Here is a 20,835-nt window from a genome sequence, read left to right on the forward strand (position 1 = left end):
AAGGGGCAGGAGTAAACTATTAATAACTTCATCTCGCTACCATATTAGCGAACTAAAGTAATTTAATAGATTATTGAGATTATTTATATGATTATGACATTTTATTTGATACTATTTTTATATGTTATCTGAAATTTGGATTTAAGTGTGCAATCTTGGAAAGATAAAGGGATAAACAAAAAAGGAATTGTGGCAATGACATCGGGTTTTGCCTATAAGGCAGACCGATTGGATATATAGTTTTCAATATTTCAAAAGGATGTGCAGTCGTGACAAAGCCATTTATGTTTGAGAAACCGTTAGGCATGAGAGATACATTGCCGGTGCTATATGAAACGAAAGTGTCGGCCAGAAATAAAATGAGTGATGAAATCAAGAAGTGGGGTTACCAATTTATTGAAACTCCTGCATTGGAATATTATGAAACGATTGGCGAGGCTTCGGCAATTTTAGATCAACAGTTGTTTAAACTTCTTGATTCCCAGGGACATACGCTCGTACTGCGTCCCGAGATGACAGCCCCCATTGCACGAGTCGCAGCATCTAAACTGTTAAAACAGCAAATTCCGCTTCGCCTGGCCTATTCTGCGAATGTATATCGAGCACAGCAGCGTGAAGGAGGCAGGCCGGCAGAATTTGAACAGATTGGTATTGAGTGTATCGGGAATAAGTCAATAAGTGCCGATGCTGAAATGATTGCCCTGCTTGCTGATGTTCTAAAGGCTGCGGGTCTTCAGGATTTTAAGATTTCGATTGGACATATAGGATTTTTACAAGAATTTTTCTTAAGCATTTTAGGTACGGAGGAAAGAGCCTCTAAATTAAGGAAGTTTTTATATGAAAAGAATTATGTTGGTTTTCGGGAGCATGTAAAATCGCTGCCGCTTTCATCCATTGATAAACAGCGGCTTATCGAATTTACCTCCTTAAGAGGCAGTGAAGGCACCCTGAAAAAGGCTCTAGGGCTGATTGAAAATAATGAAGGGCAAGATTCTTTGGCTGAACTGAAGGAATTGTCTGCGCAGTTGAAAGAATTTGGCGTTGATCAATATGTGAGCTTCGACTTGACATTGGTCAGTCATATGAGTTATTACACGGGAACTTTATTTGAAGTATATGCGGGACACGTGGGTTCGCCAATCGGCAATGGTGGCCGGTATGATAATCTGCTTGAAAAGTTCGGCTGGAATGCTTCTGCCACTGGTTTTGCAATCCGGGTGGATCGTCTTGCAGAAGCTCTTGGGGAGCCGATGCAGCCTGTCGCACCAGAATGTATTTTATTCAGTCCCGAACGGAGATTGGAAGCCATTGAATTTGCAAGAATAAAACGATCCGAAGGAAATTTGGTAACGATTCAAGATATTACAGTCGTTCAAAATGTCGATGCCTTTACAAGAACATTTTCAGAAGTGCATTTATTTGTAGGGAATGGAGGGAATGGAAAAGATGAATAATAGCTTTTTAACGATTGCGATGCCGAAAGGGAGAATATTTGAAGAAGCGGCAGAGCTATTAAGAAGGGCCGGTTTTCGTCTCCCTCCTGAGTTTGATGATTCCCGGAAATTGATCCTTGAAGTGGAAGAGGAGAATCTGCGTTTCATTTTAGCTAAACCGATGGATGTCGTAACCTATGTGGAACACGGTGTCGCTGACATTGGAATTGCAGGGAAGGATGTCATGTTAGAGGAAGAACGTGATGTATATGAGTTACTTGATTTGAAAATCAGTGCCTGCTACTTAGCTGTAGCTGGTCTGCCTGGTACGAAAATAAGTGACATCGCCCCCAAAATAGCCAGCAAATATCCGAATGTTGCCTCCAGTTATTTTCGCGAGCAGGGAGAGCAAGTCGAGATTATTAAGTTGAATGGGTCTATTGAGTTAGCGCCGTTAATTGGTTTAGCTGAACGAATTGTGGATATCGTTTCAACGGGGCGGACATTGAAGGAAAATGGTCTCGTGGAATATGCAAAAATTGCCGATGTGACTTCGAGGCTTGTGGCAAACCCTGTCAGCTATCGAATTAAAGAAGCAAGGATTACTGAAATTGTGGATCGGCTAGCAGAAATAATTGAACAGTAAAGAATCGCTAATGAGGTGAGCGTATGAAAATAGAACGGTTTGCAGAAGGGATTTCACTGAAACGCTCGGTCGATGCAGGTACTGCCGATCAAAGAAAAGCGGTTCAGGATATCATTTATGATGTCAGGAAAAGTGGAAACGCCGCTTTACATAGTTATACCGAACGATTCGATGGTGTCAGTCCGGGGGAATTACTTGTATCGGAACAGGAAATGGAAGAAGCGACAGCGTCCTTAGCCACGGAACAGCTTGATATTCTTAAAGAAGCTGCGAATAATATTCGATTGTTTCACGAGAAACAAATTAGAAATTCATGGTTTACGACTGACGATACGGGAACGATGCTAGGACAAAAATTAACACCTCTTGATGCTGTGGGTGTTTATGTACCTGGAGGCACAGCGGCATACCCTTCATCTGTACTGATGAATACGATGCCTGCAAAGGCTGCGGGAGTGGAACGGATCGTTATGGTATCTCCTCCAGGGAAAGATGGGAAATTATCGCCAGCGGTTTTGGCTGCTGCCAAAATTGCCGGTATTACGGAAATATATAAAGTTGGCGGGGCACAGGCCATAGCGGCACTCGCTTATGGGACGGAAACAATAAAGAAAGTGGATAAAATAGTGGGGCCGGGAAATATTTATGTGGCGTTAGCGAAGCGGGAAGTATTCGGAGATGTCGCCATTGATATGATTGCAGGGCCAAGTGAAATAGCGGTATTGGCGGACGAATCCGCCATCGCCAAAGAAGTCGCGGCAGACTTGCTATCACAGGCAGAGCACGATGCCCGGGCTTGCAGTGTTTTGGTGACGACGTCAGCGTCTCTTGCAGAAGATGTGGCTGCGGAAGTGGCCAAGCAGGTGGCGTTGCTTCCACGCCATGATATTGCTGCAGCATCCATAAAGGATTATGGAAGAATCATTGTATGCGGGAATATGGCAGAAGCTGTTGAAGCCATTAATGAACTTGCACCGGAACATTTGGAGATTGTGACCAGAGATGCACTTGAAGTCATGGCTAAAATCCGGCATGCCGGGGCAATCTTCATTGGCCGCTTTAGTTCGGAGCCTGTTGGGGATTACTTTGCAGGTCCCAATCATGTGTTGCCTACAAATGGAACCGCCCGTTTTTCCAGCCCGCTGAATGTGGATGATTTCCAAAAGAAATCGAGCATCATCATGTATAGTGAAACGGCCTTCCGTAAAAATGCAGAAAAAATTGCGGCATTTGCGCGCATGGAAGGACTTGAGGCTCACGCCCGTGCCATAGAATCACGTGGTGTGAATGAATCCGGGAAATAGTTCCTGAATCCTTACGAAATAAGGGAAATACTTATATAAGACTTTTGACAAGCTTTTTACATCTTGGGAAAAGGGGTCTTGCCCCGATTAGGAGGAGTTGTAATGGAACGTTTTGCCAGTGTGGAGAGAAAGACGAATGAAACGGAAATCAGTTTGAAGTTTGGTGTGGATGGGGAAGGTAATTCCACCATTAAGACGGGCGTTCCGTTTATGACGCATATGCTTGATTTGTTCACGAAGCATGGGAAGTTTGATTTATCTGTAGATGCAAACGGCGATACAGAGGTGGATGATCACCATACAACTGAAGATATTGGCATTTGCTTGGGTCAAACGTTATTGGAGGCCCTTGGAGACAAGCGCGGGATAAAACGTTATGGAAATGCTTTCGTACCGATGGATGAAGCACTAGCCCAGGTTGTCATCGATTTAAGCAACCGTCCGCATCTTGAGTTCAGGGCTGAGTTTCCTTCCCAAAAGGTTGGTACTTTCGATACTGAACTGGTGCACGAGTTTCTTTGGAAATTCGCTCTTGAAGCCAGGATGAACCTTCATGTAGTCGTTCATTACGGGCACAATACACATCATATGATCGAGGCAATATTCAAAGCGCTTGGACGGGCATTGGATGAAGCTACGACGATCGATCCCCGGGTCAAAGGCATCCCTTCAACGAAAGGAATGTTGTAAATGATCGGGATCGTCGATTACGGCATGGGGAATTTATTTTCTGTAAGTAAAGGGCTGGAGCGTCTTGGTGCCGATTCATTCATTTCCGATGACCCTGAAGAACTTTCAAAGTCGAAAGGGATCATTCTTCCTGGCGTGGGCTCTTTCAGGGATGCCATGAGTCTTTTGGAAAAACAAAAGCTGGATGAATTTCTGAAGGAATATGTAGCCGGCGGGGGGTATCTATTGGGCATTTGCCTTGGTATGCAGCTTCTATTTGATGAAAGTGAGGAAAATGGACCGGCAAAAGGATTATCTCTCATCCCAGGTAAAGTGGTTCGTTTTAAGGGAGTGGATGCGAATGACCAGGTTTATAAAGTGCCGCACATGGGCTGGAATCGCCTTGAATTTAAACACGAGTCACCAGTGAATCAGGGTCTGGAAGAGGAACATGTTTATTTCGTCCATTCTTATTACGCAGATACGGATGAATCATTTATTACTGCTTCAGCGACGTATGATGTGGATGTGCCGGCGATTGTCGGTAAAGGGAATGTATTCGGCATGCAGTTCCACCCGGAAAAAAGCGGGAAGATGGGCATGTCACTTTTGAGAAATTATCTGTCATTAGTAGAAGGGAAGGAAAGAACATGAACAACTTTACTATTTACCCGGCGATTGATATGCGCGGTGGCAAATGCGTCCGATTAATCCAGGGAGATTATAATCAGGAAACCGTTTATGGCGATTCCCCCTTCGATATGGCTAAAAACTTTGCGGAACAAGGAGCCGATTGGATACATATGGTCGATCTTGACGGAGCTAAAGAGGGAGTTCGCATCAATGATTCATATGTGATTAAAGCTGCAAAGGAGTTAGGGGCAAGAATTCAAATCGGCGGCGGCATCCGTACGGAACGGGATATAGCCCATTATCTGGATAATGGAGTGGAACGGGTCATTCTGGGCAGCACGGCCGTTTCAGACCCTGATTTCACTAAAGATATGATAAGGAAATATGGAAGGCATATCGCAATCGGAATAGATGCGAAGGATGGCATGGTTGCCACACATGGTTGGCTTCAAACGTCTGGAACGCTTGCGATAGATCTTGGTAAAATCCTGGCGGATGCTGGTGCAGAGACCTTTATCGTGACTGATATCGCGACAGATGGGATGCTTTCGGGTCCAAACGTGAAAGGTATATTGGCTATGGCGGAGGCAACTGGGAAAAACGTGATTGCTTCGGGAGGCATTAGTTCCCTGGAAGACCTTATCACTCTCAAAGAGTATGAAGCTCAAGGAATTGCAGGGGCAATCATTGGCAAGGCGCTTTATACGAATCGCTTTACTGTGGAAGAAGCACTAGAAAAGGTGCGTGGTTAAATGCTCACTAAACGAATTATTCCTTGTCTCGATGTTAAAGATGGGCGCGTAGTTAAAGGCATACAATTTGTTTCCCTTAGGGATGCTGGAGATCCGGTCGAACTTGCGGCCTTTTATGACCAAGAGGGTGCCGATGAGCTTGTCTTCCTTGATATTTCCGCTTCACATGAAGGCAGGGAAACGATTGTTGACGTCGTTCAAGCCGTTGCAGGCAGCTTGGCCATTCCATTCACAGTGGGTGGCGGTATCAATTCATTAGCGGATATGAAGAAGATCTTACGCGCTGGTGCAGATAAGGTATCCTTAAATACAGCAGCCATTCTGCGGCCTGATTTAATTAATGAGGGTTCAGATTATTTTGGTGCCCAATGTATCGTGGTCGCTATAGACGCCAGATATGAGGAAGAGATTGGATCATGGCGCGTATACACCCACGGCGGTCGAAAACCGACTGAATGGGAAGTGATCGATTGGGCGAAGGAAGCCGTCAGCCGTGGTGCAGGTGAAATTTTATTGACTAGCATGGATTGTGACGGGGAGAAACAAGGATTTAATATCGCTTTAACAAAAGCGGTATCTGAAGCTGTTTCGGTGCCGGTCATCGCCTCGGGGGGGGCAGGTAACGCTGGTCATTTCCAGGAAGCCTTTGAAGAAGGTAAAGCGGACGCAGCACTAGCCGCATCGATTTTTCATTATAAAGAAACATCCGTCAAAGAAGTCAAAGCGTTTCTCAAACAACAAGGAGTGGTTGTACGATGAATCTTGAAACTATTAAATACGACGAAAAAGGTCTGATACCGGCAATTATCCAAGATGCCGGAACCGGAGAAGTGCTGACACTTGCTTACATGAATGAAGAATCCCTAAAATTGTCCATTGAAAAGGGCGAAACGGTTTTCTTCAGCCGTTCGCGCAATGAATTATGGCATAAAGGAGCAACCAGCGGTAATACACAGAAAATCGTCGAAATGAAGTATGACTGCGATCAAGATGCATTGGTCGTTCGAGTCATTCCTGCAGGTCCTGCGTGCCATACTGGGGCAACAAGCTGTTTTAGCGAATCGATTTACCTAAACAGTGAAGCCCGACAAGCCGTGAAGGTGAATGTGACTTTCTTGACGGAGTTAGAAAAATTGATTGAAAAAAGAAAATCGGAAATGCCTGAAGGTTCATATACAACCTATTTATTCGAAAAGGGCGTTGATAAAATCCTGAAAAAAGTCGGAGAAGAAGCGGCTGAAGTGATCATTGCTGCTAAGAATCGTGATGCAGAGGAACTTTCCATGGAAAGTGCCGACCTCCTCTATCACTTATTCGTTCTACTTCAGGAACAGGAATTGCCTTTCCAAGCGGTGCTTAATGTTTTGAAAGCTAGACATTCCGATAAGGACGAACCCAAAGAAACCGAATGAATGGTGACTGCCCTCCGTCAATAGGAGGGCTTTTTTTACAGGATTTTATTTATGTAATTAAGACTATGAGCTTGACTCCCCATTTAACCAGGAATATACTTCAATCCAAAGTTGAAATGCTTTGCTTTTCTCTATGGATTACAATAAGGGGGATACACATATCAATGACCAAACTGTAAATGATGGTCCGGATGTCGCGTTTGGAGGAAAGAAAATGAGAGGAATGGGACGCTTCGGTAACCCTTGGGTAGTAGAGGGATTCACTGTAATTTAATGGATTTCCAAACAAAACATCGCTCGTCAATATCCTTTTAAAAGGATTTCATCCAAACCGGTCCAATAATATCCTGGCCCGGTTTTAACCAACCGATGGTTGAAATTCATGTAGGATTTGCCAAATTTTTCTTAAAGATTGAATGATGATTATCATTTTCCATTTTCTTGAATTGTTCGGCAAATTTTCTCCAATATGTTATAATACTATGGTTAATCAACTTGTAGATGGAGGATTACATGAGTAAAGACTCTAAATTTGGCCAACAGGCAAAAATTCTAACTTTTCACCCAACAGGTGAGTATTATTTCACCAAGGGTTTAAAAGCTTATCATAGAAGAGAACTACCTAAATCAAAAAAATACCTGGAACGTGCGCTGGAACTTGAACCTGCAGAACCGATGATAGCCTGTCAATTGGCAATCACATGCTCGGAAATCGGTGAATATAATTATTCAAACAACCTCTTGGAAAACATCTTGGATGTGATGGATCCCTATATGTCGGAATGCCATTACTTCCTGGCGAATAATTATGCCCACTTAGGCATGTTCAAGGAGGCTTACCGTCACGCCAGTGCTTATCTTGATAAAGAAGAAGACGGGGAGTTCAGCGATGACGCAGAGGATCTGCTTGAACTGATAACTTTTGAGTCTGATGAGTCAGAAGAAAATCCCTTTAAGCATGATGGACTCATTACCAAACAGGAAAAAGCCCGTGAGTATCTGGAATCGGGGAATTTCCCGAAGGCAATCGAAGTCCTGAAAGAAACGATTGCCGAATACGAGGATTACTGGTCCGCTTATAATAACCTGGCACTTGCCTATTTCTATCTCGGTCAAGTAAATGAAGCTTTTGAAACACTGGAAGAGGTACTGGAAAAAAGTCCTGGAAATCTGCATGCGCTTTGTAACCTTGTTGTTTTTCATCATTATCAACAGGATGAAGAAAAGGTTGAAGAGCTCATACAGATGCTGGAGAAAATTCGTCCGATGCTATCCGAACATCGTTTCAAGCTTGGAGCGACATTCGCTTTGATCGGAAACTATGCATCTGCATATAAATGGCTGAAAGTATTGCAAAAGCAAGGGTTCGAGGGAGATGGAACCTTCTACTATTGGCTTACCATTTCCGCATTCCACTTAGGTCATGAACAGGCTGCCAGAAAGGCATGGAAAAAGGTCGTGGAAATGAACCCGGAAAAGGAAGGCATGGAGCCTTGGGGAGATATGAATGCGACTTCAGATGGTTTTGAACATCATTTTCCTTCTATTTTAAAAAGGCTGGAAAGCGAATTCATCGAAGAAAGGCTGTTTGCCATTTTCCTTCTGAAACATTCGATCCATAAACAGAAGCTATTGAAAAACCAGGTCCTCAACCTAAATCAGAATTTCACTGATTTGGAACGTGATTATGCAGACCTTGTGCAGACTCCCGCCAAAGATCGCCAATTAACACCGATTGATTTTGCCGATCGCACAGCTGAGCTATTATATCAGCATTTCCAACCGATACAATTAGATGAAGCCGGACTCTATTTAATGTGGTTTTCCGTCTTTATCGAAGCGGTGAAATCCGAGCAGAAGTTAAATAATCCAGCAGGCTGGGCATCTGCGGTGGAGTATGTGTGGAATCAGCTTAAAAATGAAAAGGCGAGCAAACAGGCAATCGCAGACAAACATTTTATATCGGTGTCCACCTTATCGAAGTACGTAAAGTTGGTTCAAACACTTCTGGGATGAGCAGATATTTGGACGAAAAATTATTTGTTATATAGGATAATAGGTAGGGAACACTAACGGTAGTGAAGGTTCCATTTCTAATGGAATATGGAGGAGTGAGAACATGTCTGAAAAAATTTATGACGTTGTTATTATTGGAGCTGGTCCTGCAGGGATGACGGCGGCTGTCTATACATCACGTGCGAACCTTTCAACATTGATGTTAGAACGCGGAGTGCCGGGCGGGCAAATGGCCAATACAGAGGAAGTAGAAAATTACCCTGGATTCGACACAATCCTCGGACCTGAACTTTCGACGAAAATGTTTGACCATGCAAAGAAATTCGGTGCGGAATATGCTTATGGGGATGTTAAGGAAATCATTGACGGTGAAGAGTATAAAACGATCAAAGCCGGTTCCAAGGAATTCAAAGCACGTTCAATCATTGTTTCATCGGGTGCCGAATACAAGAAAATCGGCGTTCCTGGCGAAAAAGAATTGGGCGGCCGCGGTGTATCGTATTGTGCAGTTTGTGATGGTGCATTTTTCAAGCAAAAGGAACTGTTCGTTATCGGCGGCGGAGACTCTGCTGTTGAAGAGGGCGTTTACTTAACACGCTTTGCTTCCAAAGTTACTATCGTTCATAGACGTGATGAACTTCGTGCTCAAAAGATTCTTCAAGATCGTGCATTTGCCAATGAGAAAATTAGCTTCATCTGGAATCATACTTTGAAGGAAATTAATGAAAATGGCGGCAAAGTGGGCGGTGTCACTCTAGTTTCCACCGAAAATGGAGAAGAGACAGTGATGGACGCTGACGGTGTATTCATTTATATCGGAATGCTTCCGCTGACTAAACCATTTGAGAACTTGGGCATCTTGAATGCTGCAGGCTATATTGAAACGAATGATCGGATGGAGACACGGATCCCGGGTATTTTTGCTGCGGGTGACGTTCGAGAAAAAACTTTGCGCCAAATCGTTACAGCTACAGGTGATGGAAGCATAGCTGCTCAAGCCGCTCAGCATTATGTTGAGGAACTTCAAGAAAAGTTGCAGCCAAAAGCTTAATTTCATAAGAATCGTAATTCGCTTTTAACGAGGTTGTAACACGCGTGAAATAATGATTGGGTATAGTATGGGTAGAAGTTGACCCCCTTTAATTATAAACGTTTGAGGACACAGATTAAGTATCTGTGTCCTTTTTTTGTGTCCTGCTTTAAGACTGTATATTTCGTACCAATTTTTAGGTGATAACTTTTAATGTGAAGTAAGCCAGCCTTTTGCATTTAGGGAGGGAAAGTGGAGAAGAATAGGAGTTAAGCAGGAGATGAAGACTTACTCCGTACTTCTTTGCGAATGAATATTCCGCCAATACAGGAAGTTTACTTTATTGTTAGCTTATTTCAAAAATAGTATAATGATAAGATATACTAAACATATATATATCTTTCATAAAGGTAAGAAGATGTAAAATACAACTTGTTTGAACTATTAGCATTTGTAAATCGCCAAATGGATATCTAGCGGCGGTTTAAGGATATGAACTGAATCTCTTCAAGACGGAGGGTGAAGGTTTCTATAGTCGAGCAGAGGCCAATTGAGGTGAAGAACGTGCAACGTGTCACAAACTGTGTATTGATTAAGGATGATCAAATCCTCTTATTGAAAAAACCTAGACGCGGATGGTGGGTAGCTCCAGGCGGCAAGATGGAACCTGGAGAATCTGTACGTGATGCCTGTATTAGAGAATATCGCGAAGAAACAGGCGTTTATTTAAAAAACCCTTCCATCAAAGGTATTTTCACCTTCATTATGAAGGACGGGGATAAAGTTTTGTCAGAATGGATGATGTTCACTTTCTTTGCAACGGATTCCGATGGTGTCAATGTGGATGTTTGTGAAGAAGGGGAACTAAGCTGGCATCCGGTTGAAGATGTTAAAAACCTGATGATGGCTGAAGGTGATTTTCACATTCTGGACTATATGGTTCATGGAAGAGGAATCATTTATGGAACGTTTACCTATACGCCTGAGTTTAAGTTACTCTCTTATCGATTGGATCCAGGTTAATATTCACTTATAAAAAAGATTGTTATACATGGGGGCGGAGAACTATGAGTACAGGGCAGATGAGTGAAACGCAATTGGTCATCATTACCGGAATGTCAGGAGCAGGTAAGACAGTGGCGGTTCAAAGTTTTGAAGACCTCGGCTTTTTTTGCGTCGATAATTTGCCGCCCACACTATTGCCAAAGTTTTTGGAGTTAATGAAGGACTCTGGGAATAAGATGAATAAAGTGGCCCTTGTCATGGATTTGAGGGGGAGGGAGTTTTTTGATTCCTTATTTCTTGCACTGGATAATTTAACGGATACAGCTGCAGTATCACCAAGAATCCTTTTTCTTGAAGCGGATGATGATTCCTTGGTACGCAGATATAAGGAAACGAGAAGGACCCATCCTCTTGCTCCATTAGGCCGGCCATTGGAAGGCATTAAAATGGAACGGGAACTTTTGGACGAATTAAAGGGAAGGGCTCAGTTGATTTTTAATACTTCACAACTTAAACCGCGCGAATTGAGGGAGAAAATCGCTTCTGAATTTTCTGCGGATAAAAGTGTAGGTTTTACAGTCAATGTCATGTCCTTCGGATTCAAGCATGGTCTGCCCATAGATGCCGACCTTGTGTTTGATGTACGTTTCCTGCCAAATCCATATTATATTGACCATATGAGGCCAAAGACTGGTTTGGAACAGGAAGTGTCGAGTTACGTTTTAAAATGGAGTGAGACTCAAAAGTTCTTGGAAAAGGTGACAGATCTGCTTGCCTTCATGCTTCCATATTATAAACGTGAAGGAAAAGCACAGCTTGTTGTTGCGATTGGTTGTACAGGCGGTCAGCATCGTTCTGTAGCATTGACGGAGTATATTTCAAACCACTTCAAAAAAGATTACAGGGTTCAAGTATCACATCGCGATATCGAAAAAAGTAAGGGGAAAGCAGATGTTAGATAATAAGAAACAACCTAAGGTTGTAATCATCGGAGGGGGAACTGGCCTTCCTGTTTTGTTGAGGGGTTTAAAGAAACATCCGGTTGATATAACGGCAATCGTTACGGTAGCTGATGATGGTGGAAGTTCAGGTCGCCTTCGCGAGGATATGGATATCCCCGCGCCAGGTGATATCCGTAACGTGCTGGCTGCGTTATCGGATGTAGAGCCTCTTGTTGAACAAATGTTTCAACATCGCTTTCAAAGTAAAAATGAGCTGTCTGGGCATTCGCTGGGGAATTTGATACTTGCGGCTATGACCTCGTTGACTGGGGATTTTGTCCATGCAATCCAGGAAATGAGTAAATTCCTTAATGTCCGCGGTAAAGTGCTTCCGGCTGCCAACCAAAGCGTGGTTCTTCATGCGAAGATGAATGACGGAACGGTTGTTACTGGAGAATCCAAGATTCCCTTTTCAGGAAAGAAAATAAAAAAAGTATTTCTGTCTCCTCAACATATAAAGCCGCTCAGTGAAACTCTCCAGGAAATCAAGCAGGCAGATCTAATTGTCATCGGTCCAGGAAGCTTATATACTAGCATTCTGCCTAACTTACTTGTCCCGGGTCTAGGGGAAGAAGTCGCCCGTTCCAAGGCTAAGAAGGTGTACATTTGCAATTTGATGACACAAGCCGGCGAGACGCTGGATTATAGCGCGAGCGATCATATAAAAGCTATATATGACCATATGGGGAATGCATATATTGACAGGATACTTGTTAATAATGAAGAAATACCAACCGAAATTCAGCAACGTTATCAAGCTGAATATGCCAAACCGGTTATGTATGATGTGGAAAGTTTGAAAAGAATGGGTCTTGAGATCATACAAGAACGCATTTTCAGCTATGAAGGGAATGTAATACGCCATGACACGAAAAAAGTGGCGGATTTGCTTTATAATATGCTTGTAAATGAAACAAAAAGCCACATAGTTCCGTAGATATAAGCGGGGACGGTTTTTTGATTGATAAAAATAGATTACCTGCGTTCGATTGGGGGTGAAATGGATGTCTTTTGCTTCAGAAACTAAAAAAGAGCTTACTACATTAGAGGGAAAGGATTGCTGTGGAAAAGCGGAATTGTGTGCGCTTATCCGGATGAACGGATCCCTTTCATTTTCTAATCGGAAGCTTGTTGTGGATATTCAAACTGAAAATGCTGCGATTGCCAGAAGGATTTATACGCTGCTGAAAAAAAGTTATGAGGTCCAGGTCGAGCTTTTGGTCCGTAAAAAGATGAAGCTTAAAAAGAATAATGTTTATATTGTCAGGATGTCATCAGGAGGGCAACGGATTTTAACCGATTTGGAAATTTTAGGCGATGGCTTTGAAATTCTCCATGCCATATCCGATACTATTGTTGGGAAGAAATGCTGTAAGCGTTCATACCTAAGAGGTGCATTTCTTGCGGGGGGTTCGGTAAACAATCCGGAAACGTCTTCCTATCACCTTGAGATTTTCTCACTTTATAAAGAGCACAATGATGCCCTTTGTGAGCTAATGAATAAGTTTGGCTTGAAGGCCAAGACGCTTGAACGCAAAAAAGGGTACATCATTTATTTGAAAGAAGCCGAAAAGATTGCCGAGTTTTTAAGTATAGTTGGTGCCCATTCAGCTTTATTAAGGTTCGAGGATGTACGGATTGTCCGTGATATGCGTAATTCAGTGAATCGACTTGTGAATTGTGAAACAGCCAATTTGAACAAAACGATTGGTGCCTCATTGCGCCAGGTTGAAAATATCCATTACATTGAGGATACGGTGGGACTAAGCATTTTACCGGATAAGCTTCGGGAAATTGCGGAGCTTAGGATAGCATTTCAGGATATAACCTTAAAGGAACTTGGAGAAATGGTATCCGGAGGAAACATCAGTAAGTCCGGAATTAATCACAGATTGCGAAAGATTGATGAAATAGCTGACAGGCTCCGTGGGGGAGAGGCTATTTCTGCGAAAAAATAAAGCTAACAGGGGAGATCAAGATGGTGGAAAAACAAGTTGAGGTAAAATTGAAAACGGGTTTACAAGCCCGGCCGGCGGCTCTTTTTGTACAAGAAGCTAACCGCTTTCATTCAGATGTTTTTCTTGAAAAAGAAGGAAAGAAAGTGAATGCAAAAAGTATAATGGGATTAATGAGCCTTGCCATCAGTTCTGGCGTGTCCGTGAAGTTAATCGTCGAAGGACGCGATGAAAAAGAAGCATTAGAGGCATTGGAAGAGTTCGTTCAGCAAGAGGGTTAAAAAAAGAGGATGCCTAAAAGTGCATCCTTTTCTTTTATGATTTTTCAGATTAAGAAAAAAAGCTCCGAAAGTCGCTTAAGACGACTTCCGGAGCTTTTGTATAATAATTATTATTTAGAGTCTTTTTTATCATCAAGAGCGCTGCGTGTGATTACTTTGTCAATCAATCCATATTCAAGAGCCCTTTCGGAAGTCATGAAGTTATCACGCTCCGTATCTCTTTGAAGGACTTCAATAGGTTGACCAGTACGTTCTGCTAATATTTGGTTCAGTTTATCTTTCAAGTGAAGGATACGGCGGGCTGCAATTTCAATTTCAGTAGCTTGACCTTGAGCTCCTCCAAGTGGTTGGTGAATCATGACTTCACTGTTTGGCAACGCATAACGTTTACCTTTTTCACCAGCTGCCAATAGGAATGCACCCATGGAAGCAGCCATACCGATGCATACAGTGGATACATTAGGTTTGATATATTGCATAGTATCGTAAATGGCCATACCGGAAGTGATGCTTCCACCGGGGCTGTTGATATATAGAGTGATATCTTTTTCAGGATTTTCTGCTTCTAAAAATAGTAATTGAGCTACAATTGAATTGGAAACATTATCGTCAATTGCACTTCCTAGCATAATGATCCGGTCCTTTAATAAACGGGAGTAAATATCGTAGGCACGCTCCCCACGACTTGTTTGTTCGATAACTGTAGGAATTAAATTCATGTTCATTTCCTCCTTCGATTAAGAGAATCATTTAAATTCTTTATGTATGTATGATACACTTTTTGGTCAATTTAGGTCAAACAAAACAAACCCTATAATGGATAATTTGTTCGACAATTTTCTGGCCAAGGCTCCTTCCTGATAGATTACTTTATATATTATGCCGCACAGGGATGAATTTCCACATTACCCATAATACCCAAAAGGCGAATTTTTAAACCTGATAACCCTTGCAAAGGATGGGATTCTATCATATAATGAAGTCTGTCGAAAAAATATTTTCTATTACGCCCTCGTAGTGCAACGGATAGAACGCAAGCCTCCGAAGCTTGAAATGCAGGTTCGATTCCTGCCGAGGGCATTACCAATCTTCTGCTTAATAAAGTGGGGGATTTTTTATTGGCCATTTTTAAAAGGTTGCATCAATTGGGTTCTTGCGGTTTTTGATGGATTTACTCGATTTCCGTAAAATTCCATCGAATCTTGCTATGTCAGCTTTTTTTGGAAAATATTGGCCCGCACCTTTGAAAAATGGTGATTTTTCAATAAAAGTAGTTGTGAAAATTGCATTTCTAACATATAGTATTTAAAACAAATACACTATTCAGAAAAAAACGTAAGCGTTTTCATGGGTTTTTGTGTAGAATTTTCTCCTGATAATGTAGAATGGAGTGGGGGAGGGATGAATCGATGAGTATGAATATGAAAGCAGGACTTTTTCAACAGCAAACATTAAAGATGGCAATGACCCAGGAGCTAATGCAGGCTATTACATTGCTGCAATACTCCTCACAGGAGCTATCGGCTTTCTTAGAAAATAAAATGGCGGAAAATCCATTACTGTCCCTAGATCAGCCAACATCGGCTTTATTTCAGCCAACCTTTGACCGGAAAAAGGGTAAACGTACTCTTAAAAATACGTATGATGCCAACTATTGGATTGAACAGATCAGTGAAGATACTCTATCGCTTGAACAGCATGTCATGTCCCAGGTGAATCACCAGCAACTTTCCGGTGAGCAGCAGAAGGCAATGCTGCTATTAATTCATAATCTTGATGAAAACGGTTACTTAAGGACTCAGCTGGAGGATATATGTGTTCCAGGGATTTCTTCAGTCGTGTTGGAAGAGAGCCTTTCGATTTTACAGCAACTCGAGCCACATGGAATTGCAGCAAGAAATCTCCAAGAGTGCCTTTTGCTTCAGGTAAAAGCAGAAGGGGTGAATCAGCTGGCAGAATCGATCATAGAAAACCATTTCCTCGATTTTGCTGAAAAGCGTTGGAAAGACTTAAGTAAGAAAATCGGTGTTACAATGAAGGAGATTCAAGAAGTATTTGATTATGTCCAGACGTTGAACCCGCGTCCAGCTTCACTATTTTTTCAGGAAAAACCTTCTTATATAGTGCCGGACGTGGTCGTGGAAGTTCGTGATGGGATACTGCTTGTCGGGAATTATGACGGCAACTCTCCCAATCTTAATGTGGATAAAGGGTATTTAAACCGAATGAAGAGCCATAAGGACCAGGGAGTGCAAAAGTTTATCCAGGATAAGTGGCAGGAGTATCAATGGATCTCTAGAGGGATTCAACAGAGAAAAGAAACGATACTGAAGGTTATTCAATGCATCGTCGAAAAACAGCCGGCGTGCTTTCATCATGGCTTGAACTATTTGAAGCCGATGACGATGAAGGAAGTCGCCGACGAGCTTGGTATACATGAGTCCACAGTAAGCCGGGCCGTTAAAGGGAAATACGTGCAGACGCCATTTGGCACGATAGAGATGCGGATATTTTTCACTACTTCTTTACAGTCAGTCGGCCTTGATGAGGATATGTCGGGCATGCAAGCAAAAAAGAGCCTCCAGGCAGCCATCAATGGTGAAAATAAACAAAAGCCGCTTTCGGATCAAGACTTGGCGGAACGATTGAAAGAGGAGCATGGAATTATCCTCGCACGTCGAACCGTTGCCAAATACCGGGAACAATTAGGAATCCCTTCTTCATCTAAACGAAAAAGATATGATTGAAAAGGATGAGTGGTTTGGAATCAAATGCGTTTGTTTTATATAGTCGGGATAAATGTCCATTATGTGATAAGGCCAAGCAGATACTTGAAGAAGTGAAATTTGAGTCAGGCATAGGATATAAGGAAATCGATATCCATACCGATGATGATTTGCTTGAGAAATTCAGCTTGATGATCCCTGTTGTAGAATGGAAAGATGATATCGTTCAATTCGGAAATGTTGATAAATCAGCTCTAAATAGGCTTTTGGAAAAATAATTTTTCAAATCATTTGAAGAAACATTCCGTTCCTGCTAGAATAAAATATGTAGCAGGAATATTTTTTTGTTTTAAGTGGGACAGAAAATGACTACGTGGGACATTATGTGTCCAACTTAACTTTTTTAGGAGTTTTAAATATGCGTACATTACTCGAGGTACAAAGAAAATTATTACCTGATTTCCTTATGGTTATGCAAAAAAGATATGATATCCTGCGTTATATCAAAATGATGCAGCCAGTTGGAAGGCGAAGTCTGGCCGTAAGCCTTAATTTGACAGAGCGGACGCTTAGGAGCGAGGTTGATTTTCTGAAAAGTCAGAACCTGGTTAACATATTCAGTTCTGGCATGTCGCTGACTGATGAAGGGATTGAAATCCTGGATAAGTTAGAAGGAATAATGCGTGAAGTAATGGGTATAGACATAATGGAACGGCAATTGCAGGATTTGTTGCAAGTGGACGAGGTCATTATTGTCTCAGGAAATTGTGACGAGACCCCATGGGTGAAAAAAGAATTGGGTAAGGCTTGTGCAAACCGTATGAAACGAGAATGGAATTCAAAGAATATCATAGCGGTTACTGGTGGATCGACAATGGCCGAAGTGGCTGATTCGCTGTCACCTGATGAAGCATCGAAGAAATTGACATTTGTCCCAGCACGCGGGGGCATTGGTGAAGCGGTGCAGAATCAGGCTAATACGATTGTCGAAAAAATGGCACAGAAGGCGCAGGCCTCATACAGAGTGTTATATGTACCCGATCAATTAAGCGGTGAGGTTTATGCTTCCTTCATGAAGGAACCTGCAATCAAAGAAGTGATTTCCCAAATCAAATCTGCCGATATGATCATTCATGGAATTGGTGACGCCATGGCGATGGCAGAGAGAAGAAATTCTCCGCCAGAAATGTTAAAGAAGCTGTTAGATGGAAATGCTGTAGGAGAAGCATTCGGTTATTATTACGATGAAAACGGAAAAGTCGTTCATAAAGTTTTGACGGTCGGCATCCAGTTAGATGATCTTAGCCCTGAAAAGCGAGTGATAACTGTAGCAGGTGGGAAAACTAAAGCTAAGGCTATCCGTTCTTATATGAAAGGCGCGCCTTCATCAACCGTTTTGATTACGGATGAAGCAGCGGCACAAGAGTTAATTCAGGGGAATTACACCCCTTAATATATTTGTGAACTTTAAAGGAGGAATTTTTCATGGCAGTAAAAGTTGGAATTAATGGTTTTGGACGTATAGGACGTAATGTATTTCGTGCAGCATTGAGTAATCCTGAGGTTGAGATCGTTGCTATTAATGACTTAACGGATGCTAATATGCTAGCGCATCTTCTTCAATACGATACAATTCACGGATCTCTTAATGAAAAAGTAACAGTTGATGGGGATTATCTTGTTGTTGATGGTCTTAAAGTCAAAGTATTGGCTGAACGTGATCCTGCACAATTAGCATGGGGTGAACTAGGAGTAGAAGTAGTTGTAGAATCTACAGGACGTTTCACAAAACGTGCAGATGCAGCTAAGCATTTAGAAGCTGGTGCGAAAAAAGTAATCATCTCCGCTCCTGCATCTGATGAAGATATCACAATCGTCATGGGTGTAAACGAAGACAAATATGATGCAGCAAACCACCATGTTATCTCTAATGCTTCTTGTACAACGAACTGCTTAGCTCCATTTGCTAAAGTGCTTCATGAACAATTCGGAATCAAACGCGGTATGATGACTACTGTTCACTCATATACAAATGATCAGCAAATCCTTGATTTGCCTCATAAAGATTACCGTCGTGCACGTGCAGCTGCTGAGAATATCATTCCTACAACAACTGGGGCAGCAAAAGCTGTTGCACTTGTCCTTCCTGAACTTAAAGGGAAATTGAATGGTATGGCAATGCGCGTACCTACTCCAAACGTGTCTGTTGTCGACCTTGTTGCAGAACTTGAAAAAGACACAACAGTTGAAGAAGTGAATGCAGCATTTAAAAAGGCTTCTGAAGGCGAACTAAAAGGAATTCTTGAGTACAGCGAACTTCCGCTAGTATCAACTGACTATAACGGTAACCCATCTTCTTCTACAATCGATGCCCTTTCAACAATGGTAATGGAAGGAAACATGGTTAAAGTATTATCTTGGTATGATAATGAAACTGGATATTCTAGCCGTGTTGTTGATTTGATCGACTATTTGGCTAAAAAAGGATTGTAATTAGAATAATAAAAAAAACCTCACCAAGGTGAGGTTTTTTTAATCACACCTCTAAAAAAACTTGGCAGAAGATGATATTATTAGTAAGTCATTAATCGGTCAAGCGTTTACATTTCTTGTTTTTGGATAATTTCTTGGAAACCGACTATAATGAAAAAGAGAAAAGGGGAGTTGGGATATTTACCCTCTCCCTTTTTGACTAAAAGAATCAAAAATATGATAACAATATCTAAGGGGGTTCTTGGATTATGAATAAAAAGTCGATTAGAGACATTGAATTAAAGGGGAAACGCGTATTTTGCCGTGTTGATTTCAACGTGCCGATGCAGGACGGGAAGATTTCGGATGATACGAGAATCAAAGCTGCACTTCCGACGATTTCCTATCTGACGGAACAAGGCGCTAAAGTCATTTTAGCCAGTCACCTTGGCCGCCCTAAAGGACAAGTCGTTGAAGAATTGCGTTTAGCTCCTGTTGCGGAAAGACTAAGCGAACTTAGTGGAAAAGATGTGCAAAAGGCTGAAGAAGCTTACGGTGATTCCGTTCAATCAATCATTGATAACATGCAAAATGGCGAGATCCTGTTGTTGGAAAACGTTCGTTTCTATCCAGGAGAAGAGAAGAATGATCAAGAATTGGCGAAGTCATTCGCTGCACTGGCGGATGTATATGTAAATGATGCATTCGGAGCTGCGCATCGTGCACATGCTTCAACTGAAGGAATAGCACACCATCTCCCAGCTGTTGCCGGATTGCTGATGGAAAAAGAACTTTCTGTGCTAGGAAAAGCGTTATCCAACCCGGAACGTCCTTTTACAGCTATAATTGGCGGAGCAAAAGTAAAGGATAAGATAGGCGTTATCGAAAACCTTTTGGAAAATGTCGATCACTTGATCATTGGTGGTGGACTGGGTTATACATTTATTAAAGCGCAAGGTCATGAAATCGGTAATTCTTTATTGGAAGAAGACAAAATAGAATTGGCCAAGTCTTTCATCGAAAGCGCAAAAGAAAAAGGCGTAAAATTGCATTTGCCTATCGATGCAGTCGTAACAGCTGAATTTTCACCTGATGCAGAGACAGAGAATGTCGATATCGATGCTATTCCAAGTGATAAAATGGCTCTGGATATCGGTCCGAAAACAAGTGAATTATTTGCGGATGTAATCAAAGGATCCAAGCTTGTCATATGGAATGGACCAATGGGAGTATTCGAGTTCGATAAATTTGCTAATGGAACGAGAACGGTTGCTGAAGCATTGGCGGAAGCAAAAGATACTTACAGCATTGTAGGCGGAGGGGATTCAGCCGCAGCTGCTGAAAAGTTTGGCTTAGCAGAAAAGATGTCCCATATTTCAACAGGCGGCGGTGCATCTCTTGAGTTCATGGAAGGCAAGGAATTGCCTGGCGTTGTGGCCTTGAACGATAAATAAGCGTAAACCGTTACATATTTCAACTTTAGAAGGGATGAGAAACCAA

The 20,835-nt window shown here is 42.1% G+C and carries 21 protein-coding genes, 1 tRNA gene and 1 pseudogene; 22 read left to right on the plus strand and 1 reads right to left on the minus strand.

The window, feature by feature from the left end; genetic code table 11:
- Positions 1–269 precede the first annotated feature (269 nt).
- From QUF86_RS07310 to QUF86_RS07385, 16 genes and pseudogenes are all read left to right on the plus strand, one after another.
- Positions 270–1,454 carry an ATP phosphoribosyltransferase regulatory subunit gene (locus QUF86_RS07310; RefSeq protein ID WP_289314414.1) on the plus strand — a complete coding sequence of 395 codons (1,185 nt, stop codon included), beginning with the start codon at positions 270–272 and terminating at the stop codon, positions 1,452–1,454.
- Positions 1,447–2,079, plus strand: a complete 633-nt coding sequence (hisG, locus tag QUF86_RS07315) for an ATP phosphoribosyltransferase (RefSeq protein WP_289318267.1) — start codon at positions 1,447–1,449, stop codon at positions 2,077–2,079. Before QUF86_RS07310 ends, hisG begins: the two co-directional genes overlap by 8 nt.
- 23 nt (positions 2,080–2,102) lie before the next feature.
- Positions 2,103–3,383: a histidinol dehydrogenase gene (hisD, locus tag QUF86_RS07320; protein WP_289314415.1), complete on the plus strand. Its 1,281-nt coding sequence runs from the start codon at positions 2,103–2,105 to the stop codon at positions 3,381–3,383.
- A gap of 102 nt (positions 3,384–3,485) precedes the next feature.
- On the plus strand, positions 3,486–4,073 hold the full coding sequence (hisB, locus tag QUF86_RS07325) for an imidazoleglycerol-phosphate dehydratase HisB (protein WP_289314416.1): 588 nt from the start codon (positions 3,486–3,488) through the stop codon (positions 4,071–4,073).
- Positions 4,074–4,706: an imidazole glycerol phosphate synthase subunit HisH gene (gene hisH, locus QUF86_RS07330; protein WP_289314417.1), complete on the plus strand. Its 633-nt coding sequence runs from the start codon at positions 4,074–4,076 to the stop codon at positions 4,704–4,706.
- A complete protein-coding gene (gene hisA / locus QUF86_RS07335) occupies positions 4,703–5,437 on the plus strand; it encodes a 1-(5-phosphoribosyl)-5-[(5-phosphoribosylamino)methylideneamino]imidazole-4-carboxamide isomerase (protein WP_289333936.1) in 735 nt (244 codons plus the stop codon). Before hisH ends, hisA begins: the two co-directional genes overlap by 4 nt.
- Positions 5,438–6,196, plus strand: coding sequence for an imidazole glycerol phosphate synthase subunit HisF (gene hisF, locus QUF86_RS07340; RefSeq protein WP_289314419.1), 759 nt, complete (start codon positions 5,438–5,440; stop codon positions 6,194–6,196).
- Entirely contained in the window at positions 6,193–6,849 is a 657-nt protein-coding gene (gene hisIE / locus QUF86_RS07345; RefSeq protein WP_289333937.1) for a bifunctional phosphoribosyl-AMP cyclohydrolase/phosphoribosyl-ATP diphosphatase HisIE, read from the plus strand. Before hisF ends, hisIE begins: the two co-directional genes overlap by 4 nt.
- A gap of 127 nt (positions 6,850–6,976) precedes the next feature.
- Positions 6,977–7,123: pseudogene (locus QUF86_RS07350) on the plus strand (hypothetical protein); the annotation flags it as partial.
- A 239-nt stretch (positions 7,124–7,362) separates the two neighbouring features.
- Entirely contained in the window at positions 7,363–8,865 is a 1,503-nt protein-coding gene (locus QUF86_RS07355) for a tetratricopeptide repeat protein (RefSeq protein WP_289314421.1), read from the plus strand.
- Between the two features lie 103 nt (positions 8,866–8,968).
- Positions 8,969–9,916 (plus strand): thioredoxin-disulfide reductase, encoded by a 948-nt coding sequence (gene trxB, locus QUF86_RS07360; protein WP_289314422.1) that lies wholly within the window; start codon positions 8,969–8,971, stop codon positions 9,914–9,916.
- A 543-nt stretch (positions 9,917–10,459) separates the two neighbouring features.
- Complete coding sequence (locus QUF86_RS07365) at positions 10,460–10,918, plus strand: NUDIX hydrolase (RefSeq protein ID WP_289318268.1); 459 nt, start codon at positions 10,460–10,462, stop codon at positions 10,916–10,918.
- A 44-nt stretch (positions 10,919–10,962) separates the two neighbouring features.
- A complete protein-coding gene (gene rapZ / locus QUF86_RS07370) occupies positions 10,963–11,862 on the plus strand; it encodes an RNase adapter RapZ (RefSeq protein ID WP_289314423.1) in 900 nt (299 codons plus the stop codon).
- On the plus strand, positions 11,852–12,838 hold the full coding sequence (locus tag QUF86_RS07375; RefSeq protein ID WP_289314424.1) for a gluconeogenesis factor YvcK family protein: 987 nt from the start codon (positions 11,852–11,854) through the stop codon (positions 12,836–12,838). The genes rapZ and QUF86_RS07375 overlap by 11 nt, the downstream gene beginning before the upstream one ends.
- Before the next feature lie 67 nt (positions 12,839–12,905).
- Positions 12,906–13,859, plus strand: a complete 954-nt coding sequence (gene whiA, locus QUF86_RS07380) for a DNA-binding protein WhiA (RefSeq protein ID WP_289314425.1) — start codon at positions 12,906–12,908, stop codon at positions 13,857–13,859.
- Positions 13,860–13,879: 20 nt separating this feature from the next.
- Positions 13,880–14,137 (plus strand): HPr family phosphocarrier protein, encoded by a 258-nt coding sequence (locus QUF86_RS07385; RefSeq protein WP_048688029.1) that lies wholly within the window; start codon positions 13,880–13,882, stop codon positions 14,135–14,137.
- A 110-nt stretch (positions 14,138–14,247) separates the two neighbouring features.
- Here the strand turns inward: QUF86_RS07385 and clpP are convergent, their stop codons facing one another.
- A complete protein-coding gene (clpP, locus tag QUF86_RS07390; RefSeq protein WP_289314426.1) occupies positions 14,248–14,856 on the minus strand; it encodes an ATP-dependent Clp endopeptidase proteolytic subunit ClpP in 609 nt (202 codons plus the stop codon).
- Between the two features lie 289 nt (positions 14,857–15,145).
- On the opposite strand from clpP, the gene QUF86_RS07395 reads away from it, so the two are divergent.
- The 6 genes from QUF86_RS07395 (at position 15,146) to QUF86_RS07420 (ending at position 20,789) form a co-directional block, all read left to right on the plus strand.
- Positions 15,146–15,217, plus strand: a tRNA-Arg gene (locus QUF86_RS07395).
- A 329-nt stretch (positions 15,218–15,546) separates the two neighbouring features.
- Positions 15,547–16,884 carry an RNA polymerase factor sigma-54 gene (rpoN, locus tag QUF86_RS07400; protein WP_289333938.1) on the plus strand — a complete coding sequence of 446 codons (1,338 nt, stop codon included), beginning with the start codon at positions 15,547–15,549 and terminating at the stop codon, positions 16,882–16,884.
- A 14-nt stretch (positions 16,885–16,898) separates the two neighbouring features.
- Positions 16,899–17,141 (plus strand): glutaredoxin family protein, encoded by a 243-nt coding sequence (locus tag QUF86_RS07405; protein WP_289333939.1) that lies wholly within the window; start codon positions 16,899–16,901, stop codon positions 17,139–17,141.
- Between the two features lie 140 nt (positions 17,142–17,281).
- Positions 17,282–18,316, plus strand: coding sequence for a sugar-binding transcriptional regulator (locus QUF86_RS07410; protein ID WP_289314428.1), 1,035 nt, complete (start codon positions 17,282–17,284; stop codon positions 18,314–18,316).
- Positions 18,317–18,348: 32 nt separating this feature from the next.
- Positions 18,349–19,356: a type I glyceraldehyde-3-phosphate dehydrogenase gene (gene gap / locus QUF86_RS07415; protein ID WP_289314429.1), complete on the plus strand. Its 1,008-nt coding sequence runs from the start codon at positions 18,349–18,351 to the stop codon at positions 19,354–19,356.
- Positions 19,357–19,604: 248 nt separating this feature from the next.
- A complete protein-coding gene (locus QUF86_RS07420; RefSeq protein ID WP_289314430.1) occupies positions 19,605–20,789 on the plus strand; it encodes a phosphoglycerate kinase in 1,185 nt (394 codons plus the stop codon).
- The last annotated feature ends 46 nt before the right edge of the window (positions 20,790–20,835 follow it).

It is taken from the genome of Peribacillus sp. NJ11 (genome assembly GCF_030348405.1).
In the GTDB taxonomy this organism is placed as follows: domain Bacteria; phylum Bacillota; class Bacilli; order Bacillales; family DSM-1321; genus Peribacillus.

Coding starts and splice junctions, on each gene's coding strand:
- hisG (WP_289318267.1), top strand. CDS start 1,447: ATGAATAATAGCTTTTTAACGATTGCGATGCCGAAAGGGAGAATATTT.
- hisD (WP_289314415.1), top strand. CDS start 2,103: ATGAAAATAGAACGGTTTGCAGAAGGGATTTCACTGAAACGCTCGGTC.
- hisB (WP_289314416.1), top strand. CDS start 3,486: ATGGAACGTTTTGCCAGTGTGGAGAGAAAGACGAATGAAACGGAAATC.
- hisH (WP_289314417.1), top strand. CDS start 4,074: ATGATCGGGATCGTCGATTACGGCATGGGGAATTTATTTTCTGTAAGT.
- hisA (WP_289333936.1), top strand. CDS start 4,703: ATGAACAACTTTACTATTTACCCGGCGATTGATATGCGCGGTGGCAAA.
- hisF (WP_289314419.1), top strand. CDS start 5,438: ATGCTCACTAAACGAATTATTCCTTGTCTCGATGTTAAAGATGGGCGC.
- hisIE (WP_289333937.1), top strand. CDS start 6,193: ATGAATCTTGAAACTATTAAATACGACGAAAAAGGTCTGATACCGGCA.
- QUF86_RS07355 (WP_289314421.1), top strand. CDS start 7,363: ATGAGTAAAGACTCTAAATTTGGCCAACAGGCAAAAATTCTAACTTTT.
- trxB (WP_289314422.1), top strand. CDS start 8,969: ATGTCTGAAAAAATTTATGACGTTGTTATTATTGGAGCTGGTCCTGCA.
- rapZ (WP_289314423.1), top strand. CDS start 10,963: ATGAGTACAGGGCAGATGAGTGAAACGCAATTGGTCATCATTACCGGA.
- QUF86_RS07375 (WP_289314424.1), top strand. CDS start 11,852: ATGTTAGATAATAAGAAACAACCTAAGGTTGTAATCATCGGAGGGGGA.
- whiA (WP_289314425.1), top strand. CDS start 12,906: ATGTCTTTTGCTTCAGAAACTAAAAAAGAGCTTACTACATTAGAGGGA.
- QUF86_RS07385 (WP_048688029.1), top strand. CDS start 13,880: ATGGTGGAAAAACAAGTTGAGGTAAAATTGAAAACGGGTTTACAAGCC.
- clpP (WP_289314426.1), bottom strand. CDS start 14,856: ATGAATTTAATTCCTACAGTTATCGAACAAACAAGTCGTGGGGAGCGT.
- rpoN (WP_289333938.1), top strand. CDS start 15,547: ATGAGTATGAATATGAAAGCAGGACTTTTTCAACAGCAAACATTAAAG.
- QUF86_RS07410 (WP_289314428.1), top strand. CDS start 17,282: ATGCGTACATTACTCGAGGTACAAAGAAAATTATTACCTGATTTCCTT.
- gap (WP_289314429.1), top strand. CDS start 18,349: ATGGCAGTAAAAGTTGGAATTAATGGTTTTGGACGTATAGGACGTAAT.
- QUF86_RS07420 (WP_289314430.1), top strand. CDS start 19,605: ATGAATAAAAAGTCGATTAGAGACATTGAATTAAAGGGGAAACGCGTA.